This window comes from Streptomonospora nanhaiensis (assembly GCF_013410565.1).
Taxonomy (GTDB): Bacteria; Actinomycetota; Actinomycetes; order Streptosporangiales; family Streptosporangiaceae; genus Streptomonospora; species Streptomonospora nanhaiensis.
Window position 1 is genome coordinate 3,587,834 of the sequence record NZ_JACCFO010000001.1, and the last position, 15,672, is coordinate 3,603,505.

Genomic DNA, 15,672 nt, shown 5'->3' on the forward strand with positions numbered 1-15,672 from the left:
CCGCTCCCTCACTCCGTTCCGTAGGTGGCGGCCAGGACTCCCCGCACCATGCGCCGGGTCCACAGCAGGCCGGCGGTGTCGAGCAGGAGGCCGGCGGCCAGGCAGACCAGCCCGGCGGGGGTGGTGAACAGGAAGGCGAGCGGCGCCCCGCCCAGCGCACCCGCCATGGCCAGACCCAGGACGGGCAGCGCGCTGAGCATGGCGGCGGTGGCGCGCGGCCCGGCGAGCTGGGCGTTCAGTTCGCGGCGGCGGGCGTCCTCGTCGGCGAGGGCGTCGGCCAGGCGGTCGACCACGTCCGCCAGTCCGGCGCCGGTCGCGGCGGCCACCCGCCAGCAGGCGGCGAGGTAGGCCAGCCCGCCCGCGCCGCGCAGGGCGGCGAGGCCGCGCAGCGGTGCGGCGAGGTCCTGCCCGGTGCGCGCGGCGGCGCCCAACGGCGCGAAGTCGGCGCGCACGCCGGGTTCGAGTTCGGTGACGGCGGAGTCCACAGCGGCGTTGGGGTCCCGTCCGGCACGCAACTCGGCCGCGAGCACCCGGCACAGCTCCACCACCGCCCGCCGCCGCACGGCGGCGACGCGGCCGAGCCGGTCGTCGACCGCGCCGCGCAGCCGCGCTGCGACCGCGGCCAGGCCGGATCGGCCGGTCGCCCCCGGCGGCGGGCGCCGTATCGGCTCCGCCATCAGCCCTCGGACCCGGACCGCGCCCACGCCCGGCACCAGCGCCACCAGCACACCCAGCAGCGCACCGGCGCCCAGGAGCCAGCCGCCCGCCCCGCCCATGGCGTGGAGGAGTTCCCGCAGGCTCTCGGTCATCCGTACCCCTTGTCGACGTGTGCGTTTATCCGTTTGTCCGTTTGTCCGCGTCAGGTGATGAGGTGGTGCCTCAGCTCGGTACCGTCCGACCGGGTGCACCGCCCGAAGACGCCCCGGCGTCGTCCGGGGTGACCCCGGGCGCATGGCTTGTCTCCCGCCCCGGCCCCCGCCCCGGCCGCCTCGGTGGGCCCGGGCCGCGCGCCGTGCGTGTGCGTTCCGTGCGCGGCGCTCGTCCGCGGAGGAGGTCAGAGGGGAGGGTGGTCCGGCGACAGCCAGTGCGCGCCGATCCGGGCGGTGAGGGCGGGCAGGGCCTCGTGTTCGCGGAGTTCGCCGAACGGGCCGAACCCGACGGCCGGGAGCGCGTGCACGAGTCCGGCGGTGTCGCGGGTCAGGACGCGGACCTCGGCGACGCGGCGGGCACCCTCGGGGGTCCGGACCAGGTGCACGACGAGCGCGCGGGTGGCCGCGAGTTGGCTGTGGACGGCCTCGCGGGTGAGCCCGGCGGCGCAGGCCAGGGCCTCGATGCGGGCGGGCACGTCGGCGGCGGCGTTGGCGTGCAGGGTGCCGCCGCCGCCCTCATGGCCGGTGTTCAGGGCCGCCAGCAGATCGACGACCTCGGGCCCGCGGACCTCGCCGACCACGAGGCGGTCGGGGCGCATGCGCAGGGCCTGGCGGACGAGGTCGCGGATGCTTACCTCGCCCGTGCCCTCGATGTTGGGCGGGCGCGCCTGGAGGCGGACCACGTGCGGATGCTCGGGGCGGAGTTCGGCGGAGTCCTCGACCAGCACCAGGCGTTCGTCGGGCGAGGCAAGCGACAGCAGGCTCGACAGGAGCGTGGTCTTGCCGGTGCCGGTGCCCCCGGAGACCAGGAGGGCGGCGCGGGCGGTGACGACCGCGCGCAGCAGCCGCGCGCCGGACTCGGGCGCGGTGCCGGAGGCCACGAGTTCGCGGAGGCTGAACGCGGTCCGGCGCGGCAGGCGGAGGGAGAGGCACGCGCCCTCGGGCGCGATCGGCGGAAGCACGGCGTGCAGCCGCGCTCCGCCGGGCAGCCGCGCGTCGACCCAGGGAGCCGCCGTGTCGAGCCGGCGGCCCGCCTGGGCGGCCAGCCGCTGGGCCAGGCGGCGCACGGAGTCGTGGTCGGGGAATCGGATGCCGGGAGCGGGACGCAGCCCGGCGCCGTCATCGATCCACACCTCGGCGGGGCCGTTGACGAGGATGTCGGTGATTCCGGGATCGCTCAGCAGCGGATCGAGCGGACCGGCTCCGGCGATGTCGGCGCGCAGCAGACGGACGACCGACAGCACCTCGGCGTCGCCGAGGGTGCGGCCCTCGGCGCGCACGGCCGCCGCCACCTGCGCCGGGGTGGGGTCGCGGCCGTCGCGCGCCAGGCGGGTGCGCACGGCCGCCACCAGGTCGGGCGGCGGTGCCGCCGCCTCCGCCACAGGGCCGGACGCGGTCGCGGCGCCGGGCTCGGCCGCACGGCCGCCGCCCACGCGCGGCGTCTCCACCCCACGGTGGTGCTGCCGTGCCCGGTGACGGGGCGCCACGGCGGCCGCGGTCCCGTGCGGGGGCGGGGGCGCGGGAGCGCGCGGGGGCGAGGACGCCGGCGCAGGAGCGGGCGCGGGCGCAGCGGGCGCGGGGGCGGGCCGGGGTGAAGGGGTCCACGGAAACCGCGGGATGGTCATGCGGGCTCCTTGCTCAACGGAGGGGGATGACACCGGCACCGTGCGGCGACCGGCACCGGTGGTGGGAGTTCTGCGGGTGCCGCACCGGCACGCGGCACCGGCCGGGCACGGGAGCGCGGCCAAGCGGCCGCGGTCCCGGTCCCGGGACCGGGGATCCACGGAGAAGGCAAGACGGTCATGGTGCCTCCGTGGCGAAGGGTCCGGGGGCCGATGCCGCTGCCGGGGTGGTGCGCAGGAGGTCGGCGACGACGCGGTCGGCGAAGGCGGCCAGGGGTGAGGAGCGGTGCTGGGCGGGGGGAAGGCCGAGGCGGAGGGTGCGGGCGAGTTCGCGGTCGGGCGGTACGCGCCCGGCGAGCGGCAGGCTGAGCGCATCGGTGACGTCGGAGGCGGAGAGGTCGGCGGCGCCGCTGCCGATGACGACCCGGGCATTGGCGGCGGTCGCGCGCAGGCGCGGCAGAAGGCGGTTGGCGGCGATGACGCCGGGCAGGTCGGCGGTGACGACGAGCAGCGCGAGGGTGGTGCGGCGCAGGACGTCCTCGGCTGCGGGACCGAGGCCGCGCGGGAGGTCGGCGACCACGAGGTCGGCGCCTCGGGCGGCGCAGGAGACCACGGCCCGCACGGCGGCCGACGGCACCGGATCGGCGGGCCCGCGCTCCCACGTGACGAGCGTGATCCCGTGGACGCGGGGCAGCGCGGCGCGCAGGGCCGTCCAGTTCAGCCGGCCCTCCCGCCCGACGAGGTCGCCCCAGCGGGCGCCGTCGGCGTGTTCGGCGCCCAGGAGGAGATCGAGACCGCAGCCGAGGGGATCGGTGTCGACCAGTGCGGAGTCGAGGTCGGCCCGCCGTCCGGCCAGGGCCAGCGCCACAGCGAGCACGCTCGCGCCGGCTCCGCCGCGCCCGCCGACCACGGAGACGACGCGGCCGCGCCCGGGCCTGGCGTGCGCGGAGTCGGCGAGCACCCCCGAAAGACGGGACTCGTCGTCGGGCAGACGCAGCACGGACTCGGCGCCCAGCCGCAGCGCGGCCTCCCACACGGCGGTGTCGGCACCGCCGAGCACGGCGACCACCACGTGCGGGCGCGGGCGCAACCCGAGGTCGCAGGCGGCCTGGAGAAGGTCGGCGCCGACCACCACGGCCGGAGCCCGCGCCCACTCTGCGGCGGCGTGCGCGGGATGATGGGCGACGGTGGCCTCGACACCCGCGGCGGCGGCCAGCCGCAGGAGGTCGTCGAGGAGTTCGGCGTGGTCGGTGACGAACAGCGGACGCGCGGGGGCGGTGGTGTCCATGCGGACCTCCTGGCTTGGTGGACTCACTCCACCGTCGCCGCGCGGACCCCGGCCCCGAAAGTCGAATCCACCGGCTGTGGATAAACCGCGCCAGTTCCCGCCGCCGCTGTGTCCTCCCTGGCAATGCCGCAGGTCCCTGCCCGTGTCAGCGCTGTCGGGCAGCCGGCTGGGAAGTCGGTCGCCGGTCCCCAGCCCGTGCGGCCGGGCTGAGCGGTGGGGATCCGGGCCCGCGGGACGGCCGCGGGGGACGAGGACAGCGCAGCACGAAGCGAGCGGTGACCGGTGCTGATGTCGGTGGGCTCGGGCAGTGGCGGTGCACCGAGGACGGCGGCGGTTCGGGCGAGCGGGCACCGCTTGCGGTCGCGGACGGTTGAGGTGGAGACGAGGCACCGAAGGCGGCAGGGGGCGGGGGGCGGGAAGGCGATTACCGGCGGCCACGGCAGTGGGCCGGGGGCGGTGACGAGGCGCCGAGGGCCGCGAGGGCGGAGGCGAGCGGCCACGGGTGCTCACGCCGGCGGGGCCGATGCTCGCGCGCCGGCCGGGCCGGGTGTCGGCGAGGCACCGAGGACAGCGGGTGGTTCGGGGAGCGGCCTCGGTCTGGGCGGATGGCGGTACTCGGGGGCCCCTGGGCGAGGGCCGGGGACGGAAACCGTCATGTCGTCGGTTCACGCGTGCTTGTTATGGGGTGATTGCCCCGGTTTGCTCTTTCATTTGACTGTCACATGGAGGCCCCGAGGCCACCGGTAGCACGCGATGTCCACATGATGAGACACCTGGGGCCGCTAAACCGCCACCTTGTCCCATATGCCGCCTTTTGCAGGCGACGATCCTGCATTTTCGTTCACTCGGGCGACCGTGGATGCCAGATCGTCGTGAAAGGCACCGATTTTGTCTCACCTTATGAGATATGCGGCGCCGGATGACTGGTTTGCCCTACGCCGCCCCGCCGGTCCGGGTAGCGCCCCGCGTTCCGCCCCGCCCGGGACTGTGGACGACCTACGCCACGCTGCTGCGCTGGACCGTGTTCCAGATCGGCATGGCCCTGCCGATGGTCGTCGTGGTCCAGGTGCTGCTCGCCGCCGGGATCATCGTCGGGTTCGGGTTCCTCATCCCCGGCGCCGACACCGCCGCCGCCGGGTTCCTGGCCACCGGCGCGCCCACGGTGCTGCTGATGGTCGTCGGCCTCGTCCTGGTCCCCCAGGGGGTGGCGCAGTCGCGCGCCGGCGGCACGTTCACCTACCTGCGCGCCCTGCCGGTGCCGCGCCCGCTCCTCCTGCTCGCCGACCTGACGGTGTGGCTGGTCGTCGCCCTGCCGGGCATCCCCGTCGCGCTGGCCGTGGCGTGGCTGCGGTACGGCCTGCGCTACAGCTTCGACTGGCCGCTGCTGGTGGGCGCGGCCGTCCTGGCCGCGGTGATGGCGGCGGTGGTCGGCTACGCGATCGCGGTGCTCATGCCCCCGCTGCCGGCGCAGCTCACGTCCCAGGTCCTGGTGTTCTTCGTGATGCTCTTCTCGCCGGTCACCTTCCCGGCGAGCCGGCTGCCCGCGTGGTTCGCGGCCGTGCACGACGTGCTGCCGTTCCGGCCCGCCGCCGACCTGCTGCGCGCGGGCATGCTCGCCGACGACTACGGCGCGGCCTGGCCGGACCTCGCCGTGCTGCTGGCCTGGTGCGCGGTCGGCTGCGCCGTCAGCGTCCGCGCCCTGGTCCGCCGGGGCTGAGGGCTCCGCCCCGCTAGCCGGGGCTTTGGCGGCGGGAGCGCGGCGGGCCGAGCGGGAAGCGGCGCGTCGGCCGGGAGGCGCTGCCGGAGTGCTTCAGGGCCTCGGGGGTGAGGGGCCGGGAGCGGAGGGGGCGCACGCCCGGTGCCGCGTTGGCGGCACCGTGCAGCAGGGCCGACAGGCGGGCGGCCGCCTCCTCCGCCCGCCCCGCGTCCCGGCCGCGCTCGGCCTTGACCAGATCCCCCAGGGCCGTGCGGACGTCCTTGCGGAACTTCGGCTCCCTGAGCGACCGGCGCGCCAGCAGGCGCCGCACCTCGTACTCGCGGGCGGCGGGGTCGGCGGGCACCTGCGGGTCCGCCGCGGGGAAGAGCCACAGCTCCGCCTGGTGGGCGGCCTCCGTCGCGGCGACCTTCTGGACGAACCCGTGCGCCCAGCCGAGGTCGGCGCTGCCGGGGTGCAGCGTGGCCAGGGCGGCCGCCTCGGCGGCCGCGGCCTCCAGGCGCCCCCGCGCCTCCGACCGGGCGGTCGTGAAGCGCAGGACGGCGGCGGCGGTCTCGTGCGCGCGGGCGGCCTCGGCGTCGCCCGGCAGCAGCGCGCCGGCGAACCCGGTGGCCGCCGCGGCGATCTCCGCCGGGGTGTGCGGCCGGTCCAGCCGCTCGCGCAGCGCGCCCAGGCGGCGGCCCACCTCGGCGGCGTCGACGGGCCCCTGCCGGACGGCGCCCTCGCCCCAGCGCTTCCGGACGTGGTCGGCCGCCGTCCGCAGGTGGTCGTGGCGGAGCATCTCATAGGCCAGCCGCGCGGCCAGCGACGCCAGCCGCAGCGCGCCCTGGGGATCGCGGGCCAGCTCCTCGGCCGACGCGTTCTCCAGTGCCCTGCGCATGCCAGTGACCAGCTCCGAGCGCAGACCGTCCTCCTGATCGCCGCTCACGTCGCTCCCTTCCGGCGCGGTGGATCCTGGCACCGTACAGACACCGGAGGGAAATCGCCATCAGGGCCGGTCCGGCGTTTCACAGCCCAGGAGGGAACGGCAGCGCTCCAGGCCGGTCACCCGCACCGGGTGCGCGGGGTCGACACGCCAGTCGGCGCGCTCCAGCAGCATCCGGTGGTCGGCGCGCCGCCGGCCGCGCAGGGAGATCCAGGTGATCCCGTTGTCGCGGTAGCCGAGCCGGCGCGAGACGCCCATCGAGCGGGTGTTGCCGCCCAGCACCGAGGTGATGGCGGCTTCGGCGCCCAGCTCCTCGAACGCCAGGTGCAGCACGGCCCGCCGCATCTCGGTGCCGATGCCCCGGCCCTGGTGGCGCAGGCCCAGCCAGGAGCCCGTGTGGACCGTGCGCGCCACCGCGAAGTCGCGGGCGGCGATCTCCTGGATGCCGACGGGGACGCCGTCGGCGAAGACGGCGAACGGCAGCCGCCAGTCCTCGGTGCGCAGCTCGCCCAAAGTCTTCCAGTGGTACTGCGCCACCGCGCGCGCCCGCTCGGCCGGCGGCGCGTCGGTCCAGGGGACGGCGAAGGGCATCTCGGCGGGGTCGTGCACCCCCTCGGCGGCGAGGTCGCCCAGCGCGTCGAGTTCGGCGAGGCCGGGCAGCCGCAGCTCCAGGCGGGGGGTGCGCAGTACGAGGTCGGCCGAGGGCCAGTTCCGCATCGTCATACCCGCCGATTATCCGGTGAAGGCCCGCGGCGCCTCCTCCACCGGTTTTCGCCCGGCTAGACCCCGCCGGCGAGCAGGGTGTCGATCAGCCGCAGGGCGCCCGCCTTGCTCAGGGGGTCGTTGCCGCTGCCGCACTTGGGCGACTGGATGCAGGAGGGGCAGCCGTCGGCGCACTCGCAGTCGGCGATGGCCTGGCGGGTGGCGGTGAGCCAGTCCCGCGCCGCCGCGTAGCCGCGCTCGGCGAAGCCCGCGCCGCCCTCGTGGCCGTCGTAGACGAAGACCGTGAGGCAGCCGGTGTCGGCGTGCAGGGCGGTGGAGACGCCGCCGATGTCCCAGCGGTCGCAGGTGGCGAACAGCGGCAGCAGGCCGATGGCGGCGTGCTCGGCGGCGTGGGCCGCGCCGCGGACGTCGACGTCGGCCTTGCGCAGGCGGTCGGCGGCCTCGGGCGAGAGCGTCCACCACACCGCGCGGGAGTTCAGCCGCCGCTCCGGGAGGTCCAGCACCTGCTCGCCCAGCACGGCGCCCGTGCGGATGTCGCGCTTGAGGTAGGACACCACCTGCCGGGTGACCTCGACCTCGCCGAAGTGCACGGCGGCGTCGGGGCCCCACGCCTCGTCGCGCTCGGTGCGCAGCACCTCGATCTCGGTGGTGTCGCGCGCCCACGTGCTGTAGTCGGGGGCCTCGCCGCGCACCAGCGCCACGCCGTTCTCCAGGTCCAGCTCCTCGACCACGTAGGTGAGCCCCTGGTGCAGGTAGACCGCGCCCTCGTGGACGGTGCCGTGGGCGGCGGCCTCGTCGACGGTGCCCAGCAACTGCCCGCTGGCGGACTCCACGATCTGCACGGGCGGGCCGCCCGCGCCGCGGATGTCGGCGAGGGCGCTGGGGCGGTCGCGGCGGGTCCAGAACCAGCCGCGCGGGCGCCGCCGCAGCAGGCCGCGGTCGACGAGGTCGGCCAGCACCCGCTCGGCGCCCGGGCCGAACAGCGGGAGGTCGTCCTCGGTGAGGGGGATCTCGGCCGCCGCCGCGCACAGGTGCGGGCCCAGGACGTAGGGGTTGGCGGGGTCGATGACGGTGGCCTCGACGGGGCGGCCGAACACGGCCTCGGGGTGGTGCACCAGGTAGGTGTCGAGCGGGTCGTCGCGGGCGATGAACACCGCGAGCGCGTCGCGCCCGGTGCGCCCGGCCCGGCCGGCCTGCTGCCACAGCGAGGCCAGCGTGCCCGGCCAGCCGGTGATCAGCACGGCGTCCAGGCCGGTGATGTCCACCCCGAGTTCGAGCGCGTTGGTGGTGGCCAGCCCCAGGAGGTCGCCGGTGCGCAGCGACTCCTCCAGACCGCGCCGGTCGGTGGCGAGGTAGCCCGCGCGGTAGGCGGCGACGCGTTCGGCGAGGCGGCCGCGGAGCTCGGCGGACCCGGCGGTGCCGTCGGGGGCGGTGCCCTCCGTGGGGGAGGCGGCGGCCGCGCCCTCGGTGGGCGGGTCCGGCTCGGCGGCCGCGGCCTCGGCGCCGGGCTCGGGCAGCAGCCAGGGGTCGTCGGGCGGCGGGGCCGAGCGGGCGCGGGCGTCGCGTTCGCGCAGGATGCGCTGGGCCGTCAGCGCGACGACCTCCGAGGCCTGGCGCGAGCGGACGAACGCCAGCGTGCGCACGCCCTCGCCGACGAGGTCGGCCAGCACCGCGGCGGCCTCGGCGGTGGCCGTGCGCCGCACCGGGGCGCCGTGCTCGCCGGTGTCGTCGGTGAGTTCGGGTTCGACCAGCGCGAAGCTGAGCGCAGGGCGGGGCGAGGCGTCCTCGGTGACGGCGGCCACCGGCGCGCCGATCAGCCGGCACGCGCTCTCCTCGGGCGTGCCGGTGGTGGCCGAGGCCAGGATGAACACGGGGTCGCGGCGGTAGCGGGCGCACACCCGGCGCAGGCGGCGCAGGATCTGGGCGACGTGGGAGCCGAACACGCCCCGGTAGCGGTGCGCCTCGTCGACCACCACATAGCGCAGCCGGCGCAGGAAGCCCGACCACGCCGCGTGCCGCCCCAGCACGGCGTGGTGCAGCATGTCGGGGTTGGTGAGCACGTAGTTGGCGTTGGCCCGCACCCAGGCGCGTTCGGCCTGGGGGGTGTCGCCGTCGTAGGTGGCGGCGCGCAGCCCGGGCAGGCCCAGCGCGGTCAGGGAGCGCAGCTGGTCGGCGGCCAGGGCCTTGGCCGGGGACAGGTACAGCACCGTGCCGCCCTCGCCGAGGGCTTCGGCGCAGGGCAGGAGGTATCCCAGTGATTTCCCCGAGGCGGTGCCCGTGGCTATGATCACATTGCTACCGGAGCGCGCGAGATCCGCGGCGGCGACCTGGTGGGACCACGGAGCCGTGATCCCCTGCTCAGCCAGCCGCTCCCGTACGGAGGGCGGTGTCCACGCTGGCCAGTCTTCACTTACTCCGCGGACACCCGGCAGGTGCTCAACATGTGTCACCTGGGAGTTGCGGGTATGGTCACGCCACAAGCGTCGGAGTGTGGACTCCCAGTGGGCCGCGCCCCCCTGTGCACGGGGCTCCGCTCCAAACACCCCGACACCCTCCTCGACAGGCAGCTCATGCGATGACACCGATCGACCCCTGTTTCAGTGTGGCATCCGGGGGAAGAGACCCGCGCTGTCGTGGTTTTGTTGTGCATAAACAGGCAGAGACGAAGGCCGAGCGTGGTTGAATGCCGCACTGTGGGGTAACGCCCGGCAGAGATCACCCGCGGCCATTCGCGGTTCGGCGCTGGAGGACTAGTGGACTTGAAGCTTGATCACCACACACAGGACGACACCGAGATCGTCGTCGTCGAGGGTGAGATCGACGTCTATACCGCGCCCCGGCTGCGTGAGCTCCTGATCGACCTGGTCAACAAGGGCAACTTCCACCTGGTCGTGAACATGGAGAAGGTGGAGTTCCTCGACTCCACCGGCCTCGGGGTGCTCGTGGGCGGCCTGAAGCGGGTGCGTGCGCACGACGGCACGCTCGACCTGGTCTGCACCCAGGAGCGCATCCTGAAGATCTTCCGGATCACCGGGCTGACCAAGGTCTTCGGCATCTACGAATCGGTGCAGGACGCCATCGACAAACGCAAGTCGAAGTAGTTTCCGTTCGAGCGAAACCATGGCACTCGTCCAGCTCACGATCAGCGCGCTGCCCGCCCACGTCCGGACCGCCCGACTGATGGCCACGGCCGTGGCCCGGCGGGCGGGCATCGCGGAATCCGCCCTCGACGAGATCCGCCTGGCGGTCGGCGAGGCGTGCTCCCGCGCGGTCGAGGCGCATCGCCTGCACTGCCCCAGCCAGCCCATCCAGCTCGACCTGATCGACGGCGGAGGGCCGCGCGGCGCGGCCGCGGCGCCGGCGGGCCCCACGCGCGCACCGCACAACGGCCACCGCGGCCAGCGGTTCGAGGTGGTGGTCTTCGACCGGGCCCCGGCCAAGGAGCCGGCCGCCGACCTCGGCGGCTCCGCCGCCCACGGCGAGGTCCGCCTGGGCGACGAACCCACCCCGCCCGGCGGGGTCTCGGGGCTGTCGCCCGATGTCGGGCTCGCCGTCATCCTCGGCCTGGCCGACGAGGTCAGCATCGAACCCAACGAGGACGGCACCGTCGTCCGGATGAGCTGGCCCCTGGAGCGCACCGACCCGGAGGCGGACTCCGAACTCGTCGGGTGATCCGCCCCGCCCGCGCGGGCGCGGATCACCCCCTTCCTCTCGGCGGCCGTGCGCCGGGGCGCGGCAGGCGCCGCCCCCGGCCCGGCCGCCGACGCGTTCCCCGCCGCGGCGCCGCGCGCCCCCGCACGCCGCCCGCTAGTCGCACTCCTGGGTGGACACCGGCTCGGTGGCCTCGGCGCCCCGGCGCGCGTTCTCGGCGACCTCGTGCGCGGTGAGCACGTAGCCGGTCTCGTCCTCGTTGGTGGCGGCGGCGAACACCACGCCGTAGACCGTGCCCCGCGGCGAGATCAGCGGTCCGCCGGAGTTGCCCGGGCGGACCTCGGCGCGGATCTGGTAGATCTCGCGGCTGACCTGCTGGGAGTGGTAGAAGTCGGGCCCCTGCGCGGTCTGCTCGGCACGGATGCGCGCCGGCACCGCCGTGAACCCGTTGTTGCGGGGGAAGCCCGCCACGACCGCGCTGTCGCCCTTGTCGGCCTCGGTCTCGAACTCCAGCGGGTCGAGGTCGAGCCCCTCCACCTCCAGCACGGCGATGTCCTGCTGGGGGTCGTAGAGCACCACCTCGGCGGGCACCTGCTGGCCCGAGCGGGTCACCACCCGCAGGTCCTGGGTGACCCCGGCGACCACGTGGGCGTTGGTCATGACCCGGCCGTCCTCGTAGACGAACCCGGTGCCCTCGACCCGCCGCTGGCAGGACGGCGCGGTGCCCAGCACCTTGACCACGCTCTGGCTGGCCTCGCGCAGCCCGGCGGTGTTGAGGACGGAGGGGTCGGGCGGGCGCACCTCGGCCGGCTCGCCCGAGCCCAGACCGCTGAAGACCTGCGGGAACGCGCTCTGGTCGACGATGCGGCGGAAGGTGGAGAACCAGGTCTGGGCGACCTCGGGCATGGCGCGGTCCACCGCGTGCAGCACGCGGGAGTCCTGCACCTGGGTGTTGATCACGGGGATGGCGGAGTTGGCCACCGCGCTGCCCACCAGCCAGGCCACCAGCAGTACCGAGGCGCCGCTGACGAGCGCGCCGCCCATTGCGTCGAGCACCCGCGCGGAGTCGCCGGTGACGCGGTTGCGCATGACCGCGCCGAGGTAGGAGGCGCAGAACTGGCCCATCGCCGCGCACAGGAACACCACGGCGACCGCGAGCAGGGCCTGGCGGCTGGGGTCGGTGACCAGGCGCTGGATGAGGGGCGGCGCGCCGAGCGCGGCGGCGATCCCGCCGCCGAGGAACCCGGCGAAGCTCATGACGCCGACGATGAAGCCCTGCCGGTATCCCGAGACGGCGAACAGCACGACCAGGACGACGAGGACCGCGTCCAGCAGGATGCCGTCCATCACCACCTCACGATCGCATCAGCTCCCCGGGCCGCGCGGCGCCCGTGCCCTGGAGCGCTCCGCGGCGCCCGCGCCGGGAAGCGGCAGGGGCTCCACGGCGGCGCCGTCGAGCCACGGGCGCTCCCACCCGCCCAGGACGAGCAGCCGGTTCAGGATCGCGGCGGTGAACCCCCACACCAGCAGGCCGCGCACCCGGAACGCCGGGCCGGTGCCGCCGTTGGGGTGGCGCACCCGGACCCGGTTGGCGGGGTCGGCGAGTTCGGCGACGGGCACCCGCACGACCTCGGCGACCTCGTGGGTGTCGGCCGGGTGGACGGCGGAGGGCTCGCGCCACCACGCCAGGACCGGGACCACGCGGAACCCGCTGTGGCGGATGTACAGCTCGGGCAGCCGGCCCAGGAGTTCGATGCCGGCGGGGTCGACCCCGGTCTCCTCGACGGCCTCGCGCACGGCGCACGCCTCGGCGCTCTCGTCGTGGGGCTCGAAGGACCCGCCGGGGAACGCGGGCTGGCCGGCGTGCCGGCGCAGGTTGTCGTTGCGCTGGATCAGCAGCACGTCCGGGCCGTGCTCGCCCTCGCCGAAGAGGATGAGCACCGCCGAGCGGCGCCCGCCGGTCTCGGGCGGGCGCATCGCGGCGGGCACGGCCATGCGGGTGCCGGCCCGCGCCAGCGACGCCAGCCACTCGGGCGTGCTGATCTCGGGCGCGCCCGGACGCCCCCTCAACGCGCCGTCCGCCTCACCGCTGTGTCCATCGGTCATGCTGTCCCCGTCCCTCCCCGGCCATGGTGCCCTGCGAACAACCGAACCGCCTAGGAGAACGGCCCATTCCGGACGAGCGCGGCGGCGGTCTCCTCGTCGGTGGGCCCCTCGCCGAACGACGGGCACCAGCGGGCCAGCGCGCAGGCCCCGCACGCGGGCCGGCGCGAGTGGCAGATCCGGCGGCCGTGCCAGATCAGGCGGTGCGACAGCAGGGTCCAGTCCTTGGGCGGGAACAGGTCGCCGATCTCGTGCTCGACCTTCACGGGGTCGGTGTGGGCGGTCCAGCGGAAGCGCCGCACCAGCCGCCCGAAGTGGGTGTCGACGGTGATACCGGGCACACCGAAGGCGTTGCCCAGCACCACGTTGGCGGTCTTGCGGCCCACCCCGGGCAGCCGCACCAGCGCGTCGAGGTCGCCGGGGACCTCGCCGCCGTGCTCGTCGCACAGCCGGCGGCCCAGCCCGATGATGCTGTTGGCCTTGGACCGGTAGAACCCCGTGGAGCGGATCAGCCCCTCCAGCTCCTCGCGGTCGGCGCCGGCGTAGTCGGCCGCGCTGGTGTAGCGCGCGAAGAGCTTGGGCGTGACCATGTTGACCCGCTTGTCGGTGCACTGGGCCGACAGGATGGTCGCGACCAGCAGCTCCAGCGGATTGGTGAAATCAAGCTCACAGTGCGCGTCGGGATACAACCGGGCCAATTCCCGGTTTATCCGTCGGGCACGTCTCACCAGTGCGAGGCGTGACTCACCCGTGGGAGTCGCGGAGGTGTCGGAGGGCCGGACGCGCCGCTCCGGGGTCGGCGCCGGCCGCGCGGCGGGCGTGGGGGTTGACTGGGCAGGATCACCGGGCACGCCCCACAGACTACGTACCCGCCGCCGCGCATCGATCCGGAACGGCCGGTCCGGCCGCCGCGACGCCTGCGGTCGATGTCGGCAATATCCACACATCGGCGGGCCGCACGCGGTCCAACACGCCGGAGGAACTAGGATCGACGTACTGACGCCGACCGTGGCGGTCGGCTTGTCACCCCGACGACAAGCCGAGATAACAGCTTCGTTTCCCATCGGGGTGCGATATACGTCACACTGTTGGCGGGCAGGCGTGCAAGGAGGAAGTGGTGGACGAGACCAACGAGGTGCTGCGGAAAGCCCCTCTTTTCGAGGCGCTCGACGAGGAGGGCGCCGCGGCGCTGCGCGCCTCGGTCAGTGAGGTCCGGCTGGGCCGCGGCCAGACCCTCTTCTCCGAGGGCGACGAGGGCGACCGCCTCTACGTCATCCTCAGCGGGAAGATGAAGCTGACCCGCGCCGCCGTCGACGGCCGCGAGAACCTGCTGAGCGTGCTCGGCCCGGGCGAGATGTTCGGCGAGCTGTCGCTGTTCGACCCGCGCCCGCGCACCGCCAGCGCCGTCGCCGTCACCGACGCCGTGCTCGCCGGGCTGGGCCACGACGACCTGCGCCCCTTCCTCGCCCAGCAGCCGCAGGTCTCCCTGCAGCTGCTCAAGGCGCTCGCCAGCCGGCTGCGGCGCACCAACGACGTCATGAGCGACCTGGTGTTCACCGACGTCCCCGGGCGCGTGGCCGGTCAGCTCCTGGACCTCGCCGAGCGCTTCGGCAAGGAGGGCGAGGACGGCCTGCACGTGCACCACGACCTCACCCAGGAGGAGCTGGCCCAGCTCGTCGGCGCCTCCCGTGAGACCGTGAACAAGGCGCTGGCGGAGTTCGCGCTGCGCGGCTGGCTGCGGATCGAGGCCAAGGCCGTGGTGCTGCTCGACGTCGAGCGCATGCGCCGCCGCGCCCGCTGACCCGCGGGCGCCCCGCGGCGCCGAGACGACCGGGCCCGGCCGCGCGCCGGGCTTTGTCGTGTCGGCCCTCCGCGGTGGCGCGCCCGCGCGCTCAGTCCTGCGCCCGCGTGCTCAGTCCTGGCCGAGTCCGGCGGGGATGTCGCCGCGCTTGGCCAGGTAGCGCAACTGCGCCCGCACCGAGGCCTCCGCGGCCGGGCGCACCGCGTCGTCGATCCCGGCGTAGACCCGCGCCACGATCCGCGCGGGGGTGTCGGCGCCCGCGCGCACCGCGTCGGTCACCTGCGCCAGCCGCGACTCCCGGTGGTCGATGTACTCGGTCAGCTTGGCCAGCGGCTCGGTGCAGATTGGGCCGTGGCCCGGCAGCAGCGCCCGCACGTCGGCGGTCACCACGAGGTCGCGCAGCCGGTACAGCGACTCCATGTACGCCGACAGGCCGTCCTCGTCGGCGATGACGGTGGTGCCCGTGCCGAGCACGGTGTCGCCCGTCAGCACGACGTCGTCGGCCGGCAGATGGAAGCTGAGGGAGTCGGCGGTGTGCCCGGGGGTGGCCAGGACCCGCAGCTCCAGGCCGTCGACCTCGATCACCTCACCGTCGGTCAGCCCCTCGCCCTCGATCCGCAGCGCGGGGTCGACCGCGCGCACCGGCGCCCCGGTCAGTTCGGTGAAGTAGCGCGCGCCGTCGCTGTGGTCGCCGTGGTGGTGGCTCAGCAGCGCCACCGCCACCTGCGCGCCCTGCTCCTGCACCGTGCGGGCGACCCGTTCGAGGTGGCGCTCGTCGTGCGGTCCGGGGTCGACCACGACCACGCCGCGCGACCCCGGCTCGCGCAGCACCCAGGTGTTGGTGCCGTCGAGGGTCATGGGCCCGGGGTTGGGGCACAGGACGCAGTTGGCGCGCAGGGTTCCAGAGCCGTCGATCCTCATCACACCTCGGTCTCTCTCGCCGGCCGGAGCCGGCGGGGGGTTGTCAGCGGGACGG

Annotated in this window: 14 protein-coding genes; 4 read left to right on the top strand and 10 right to left on the bottom strand. The window is 75.2% G+C overall.

Annotated elements, in window-relative coordinates; translation table 11 throughout:
• Positions 1-8: 8 nt before the first annotated feature.
• The 3 genes from HNR12_RS15610 to ssd form a co-directional block, all read right to left on the bottom strand.
• Positions 9-809, bottom strand: a complete 801-nt coding sequence (locus HNR12_RS15610; RefSeq protein WP_246425094.1) for a type II secretion system F family protein — start codon at positions 807-809, stop codon at positions 9-11.
• Positions 810-1,054: 245 nt separating this feature from the next.
• Positions 1,055-2,251: a TadA family conjugal transfer-associated ATPase gene (locus HNR12_RS15615; protein WP_179770643.1), complete on the bottom strand. Its 1,197-nt coding sequence runs from the start codon at positions 2,249-2,251 to the stop codon at positions 1,055-1,057.
• 418 nt (positions 2,252-2,669) lie between these two features.
• Positions 2,670-3,779: a septum site-determining protein Ssd gene (gene ssd / locus HNR12_RS15620; protein WP_179768171.1), complete on the bottom strand. Its 1,110-nt coding sequence runs from the start codon at positions 3,777-3,779 to the stop codon at positions 2,670-2,672.
• A gap of 919 nt (positions 3,780-4,698) precedes the next feature.
• On the opposite strand from ssd, the gene HNR12_RS15625 reads away from it, so the two are divergent.
• Positions 4,699-5,496 carry an ABC transporter permease gene (locus HNR12_RS15625; RefSeq protein WP_179768172.1) on the top strand — a complete coding sequence of 266 codons (798 nt, stop codon included), beginning with the start codon at positions 4,699-4,701 and terminating at the stop codon, positions 5,494-5,496.
• Positions 5,497-5,509: 13 nt separating this feature from the next.
• Here HNR12_RS15625 and HNR12_RS15630 read toward each other — a convergent pair whose 3' ends face one another.
• From HNR12_RS15630 to HNR12_RS15640, 3 genes are read right to left on the bottom strand one after another with little or no spacing between them, the layout of a single operon-like run.
• Positions 5,510-6,421 (bottom strand): hypothetical protein, encoded by a 912-nt coding sequence (locus HNR12_RS15630; RefSeq protein ID WP_179768173.1) that lies wholly within the window; start codon positions 6,419-6,421, stop codon positions 5,510-5,512.
• Between the two features lie 60 nt (positions 6,422-6,481).
• On the bottom strand, positions 6,482-7,141 hold the full coding sequence (locus HNR12_RS15635; protein ID WP_179768174.1) for a GNAT family N-acetyltransferase: 660 nt from the start codon (positions 7,139-7,141) through the stop codon (positions 6,482-6,484).
• Positions 7,142-7,197: 56 nt separating this feature from the next.
• Positions 7,198-9,591, bottom strand: a complete 2,394-nt coding sequence (locus tag HNR12_RS15640; protein WP_179768175.1) for a DEAD/DEAH box helicase — start codon at positions 9,589-9,591, stop codon at positions 7,198-7,200.
• 303 nt (positions 9,592-9,894) lie between these two features.
• On the opposite strand from HNR12_RS15640, the gene HNR12_RS15645 reads away from it, so the two are divergent.
• A complete protein-coding gene (locus tag HNR12_RS15645) occupies positions 9,895-10,242 on the top strand; it encodes an STAS domain-containing protein (protein WP_179768176.1) in 348 nt (115 codons plus the stop codon).
• A gap of 19 nt (positions 10,243-10,261) precedes the next feature.
• Positions 10,262-10,813, top strand: a complete 552-nt coding sequence (locus tag HNR12_RS15650; protein ID WP_179768177.1) for an ATP-binding protein — start codon at positions 10,262-10,264, stop codon at positions 10,811-10,813.
• Positions 10,814-10,948: 135 nt separating this feature from the next.
• Here HNR12_RS15650 and HNR12_RS15655 read toward each other — a convergent pair whose 3' ends face one another.
• From HNR12_RS15655 to nth, 3 genes are all read right to left on the bottom strand, one after another.
• Entirely contained in the window at positions 10,949-12,127 is a 1,179-nt protein-coding gene (locus HNR12_RS15655; protein ID WP_179770644.1) for a MarP family serine protease, read from the bottom strand.
• Positions 12,128-12,157: 30 nt separating this feature from the next.
• On the bottom strand, positions 12,158-12,787 hold the full coding sequence (locus HNR12_RS15660) for an NUDIX hydrolase (protein WP_246425555.1): 630 nt from the start codon (positions 12,785-12,787) through the stop codon (positions 12,158-12,160).
• Between the two features lie 161 nt (positions 12,788-12,948).
• The gene (gene nth / locus HNR12_RS15665) at positions 12,949-13,626 is read right to left on the bottom strand and encodes an endonuclease III (protein WP_246425556.1); all 678 of its coding nucleotides are present in this window, start codon (positions 13,624-13,626) and stop codon (positions 12,949-12,951) included.
• A gap of 386 nt (positions 13,627-14,012) precedes the next feature.
• Here nth and HNR12_RS15670 point away from each other — a divergent pair, with 386 nt between their 5' ends.
• Positions 14,013-14,696: a Crp/Fnr family transcriptional regulator gene (locus tag HNR12_RS15670; RefSeq protein ID WP_179768180.1), complete on the top strand. Its 684-nt coding sequence runs from the start codon at positions 14,013-14,015 to the stop codon at positions 14,694-14,696.
• A 111-nt stretch (positions 14,697-14,807) separates the two neighbouring features.
• Here the strand turns inward: HNR12_RS15670 and HNR12_RS15675 are convergent, their stop codons facing one another.
• The gene (locus HNR12_RS15675) at positions 14,808-15,617 is read right to left on the bottom strand and encodes an MBL fold metallo-hydrolase (RefSeq protein WP_179768181.1); all 810 of its coding nucleotides are present in this window, start codon (positions 15,615-15,617) and stop codon (positions 14,808-14,810) included.
• Positions 15,618-15,672 lie beyond the last annotated feature (55 nt).

What these genes read in the sequence shown, in the direction of transcription:
- ssd (WP_179768171.1), bottom strand. Translation starts at nt 3,779, where the DNA reads ATGGACACCACCGCCCCCGCGCGTCCGCTGTTCGTCACCGACCACGCC.
- HNR12_RS15625 (WP_179768172.1), top strand. Translation starts at nt 4,699, where the DNA reads ATGACTGGTTTGCCCTACGCCGCCCCGCCGGTCCGGGTAGCGCCCCGC.
- HNR12_RS15635 (WP_179768174.1), bottom strand. Translation starts at nt 7,141, where the DNA reads ATGACGATGCGGAACTGGCCCTCGGCCGACCTCGTACTGCGCACCCCC.
- HNR12_RS15610 (WP_246425094.1), bottom strand. Translation starts at nt 809, where the DNA reads ATGACCGAGAGCCTGCGGGAACTCCTCCACGCCATGGGCGGGGCGGGC.
- HNR12_RS15650 (WP_179768177.1), top strand. Translation starts at nt 10,262, where the DNA reads ATGGCACTCGTCCAGCTCACGATCAGCGCGCTGCCCGCCCACGTCCGG.
- HNR12_RS15675 (WP_179768181.1), bottom strand. Translation starts at nt 15,617, where the DNA reads ATGAGGATCGACGGCTCTGGAACCCTGCGCGCCAACTGCGTCCTGTGC.
- HNR12_RS15660 (WP_246425555.1), bottom strand. Translation starts at nt 12,787, where the DNA reads ATGGCCGTGCCCGCCGCGATGCGCCCGCCCGAGACCGGCGGGCGCCGC.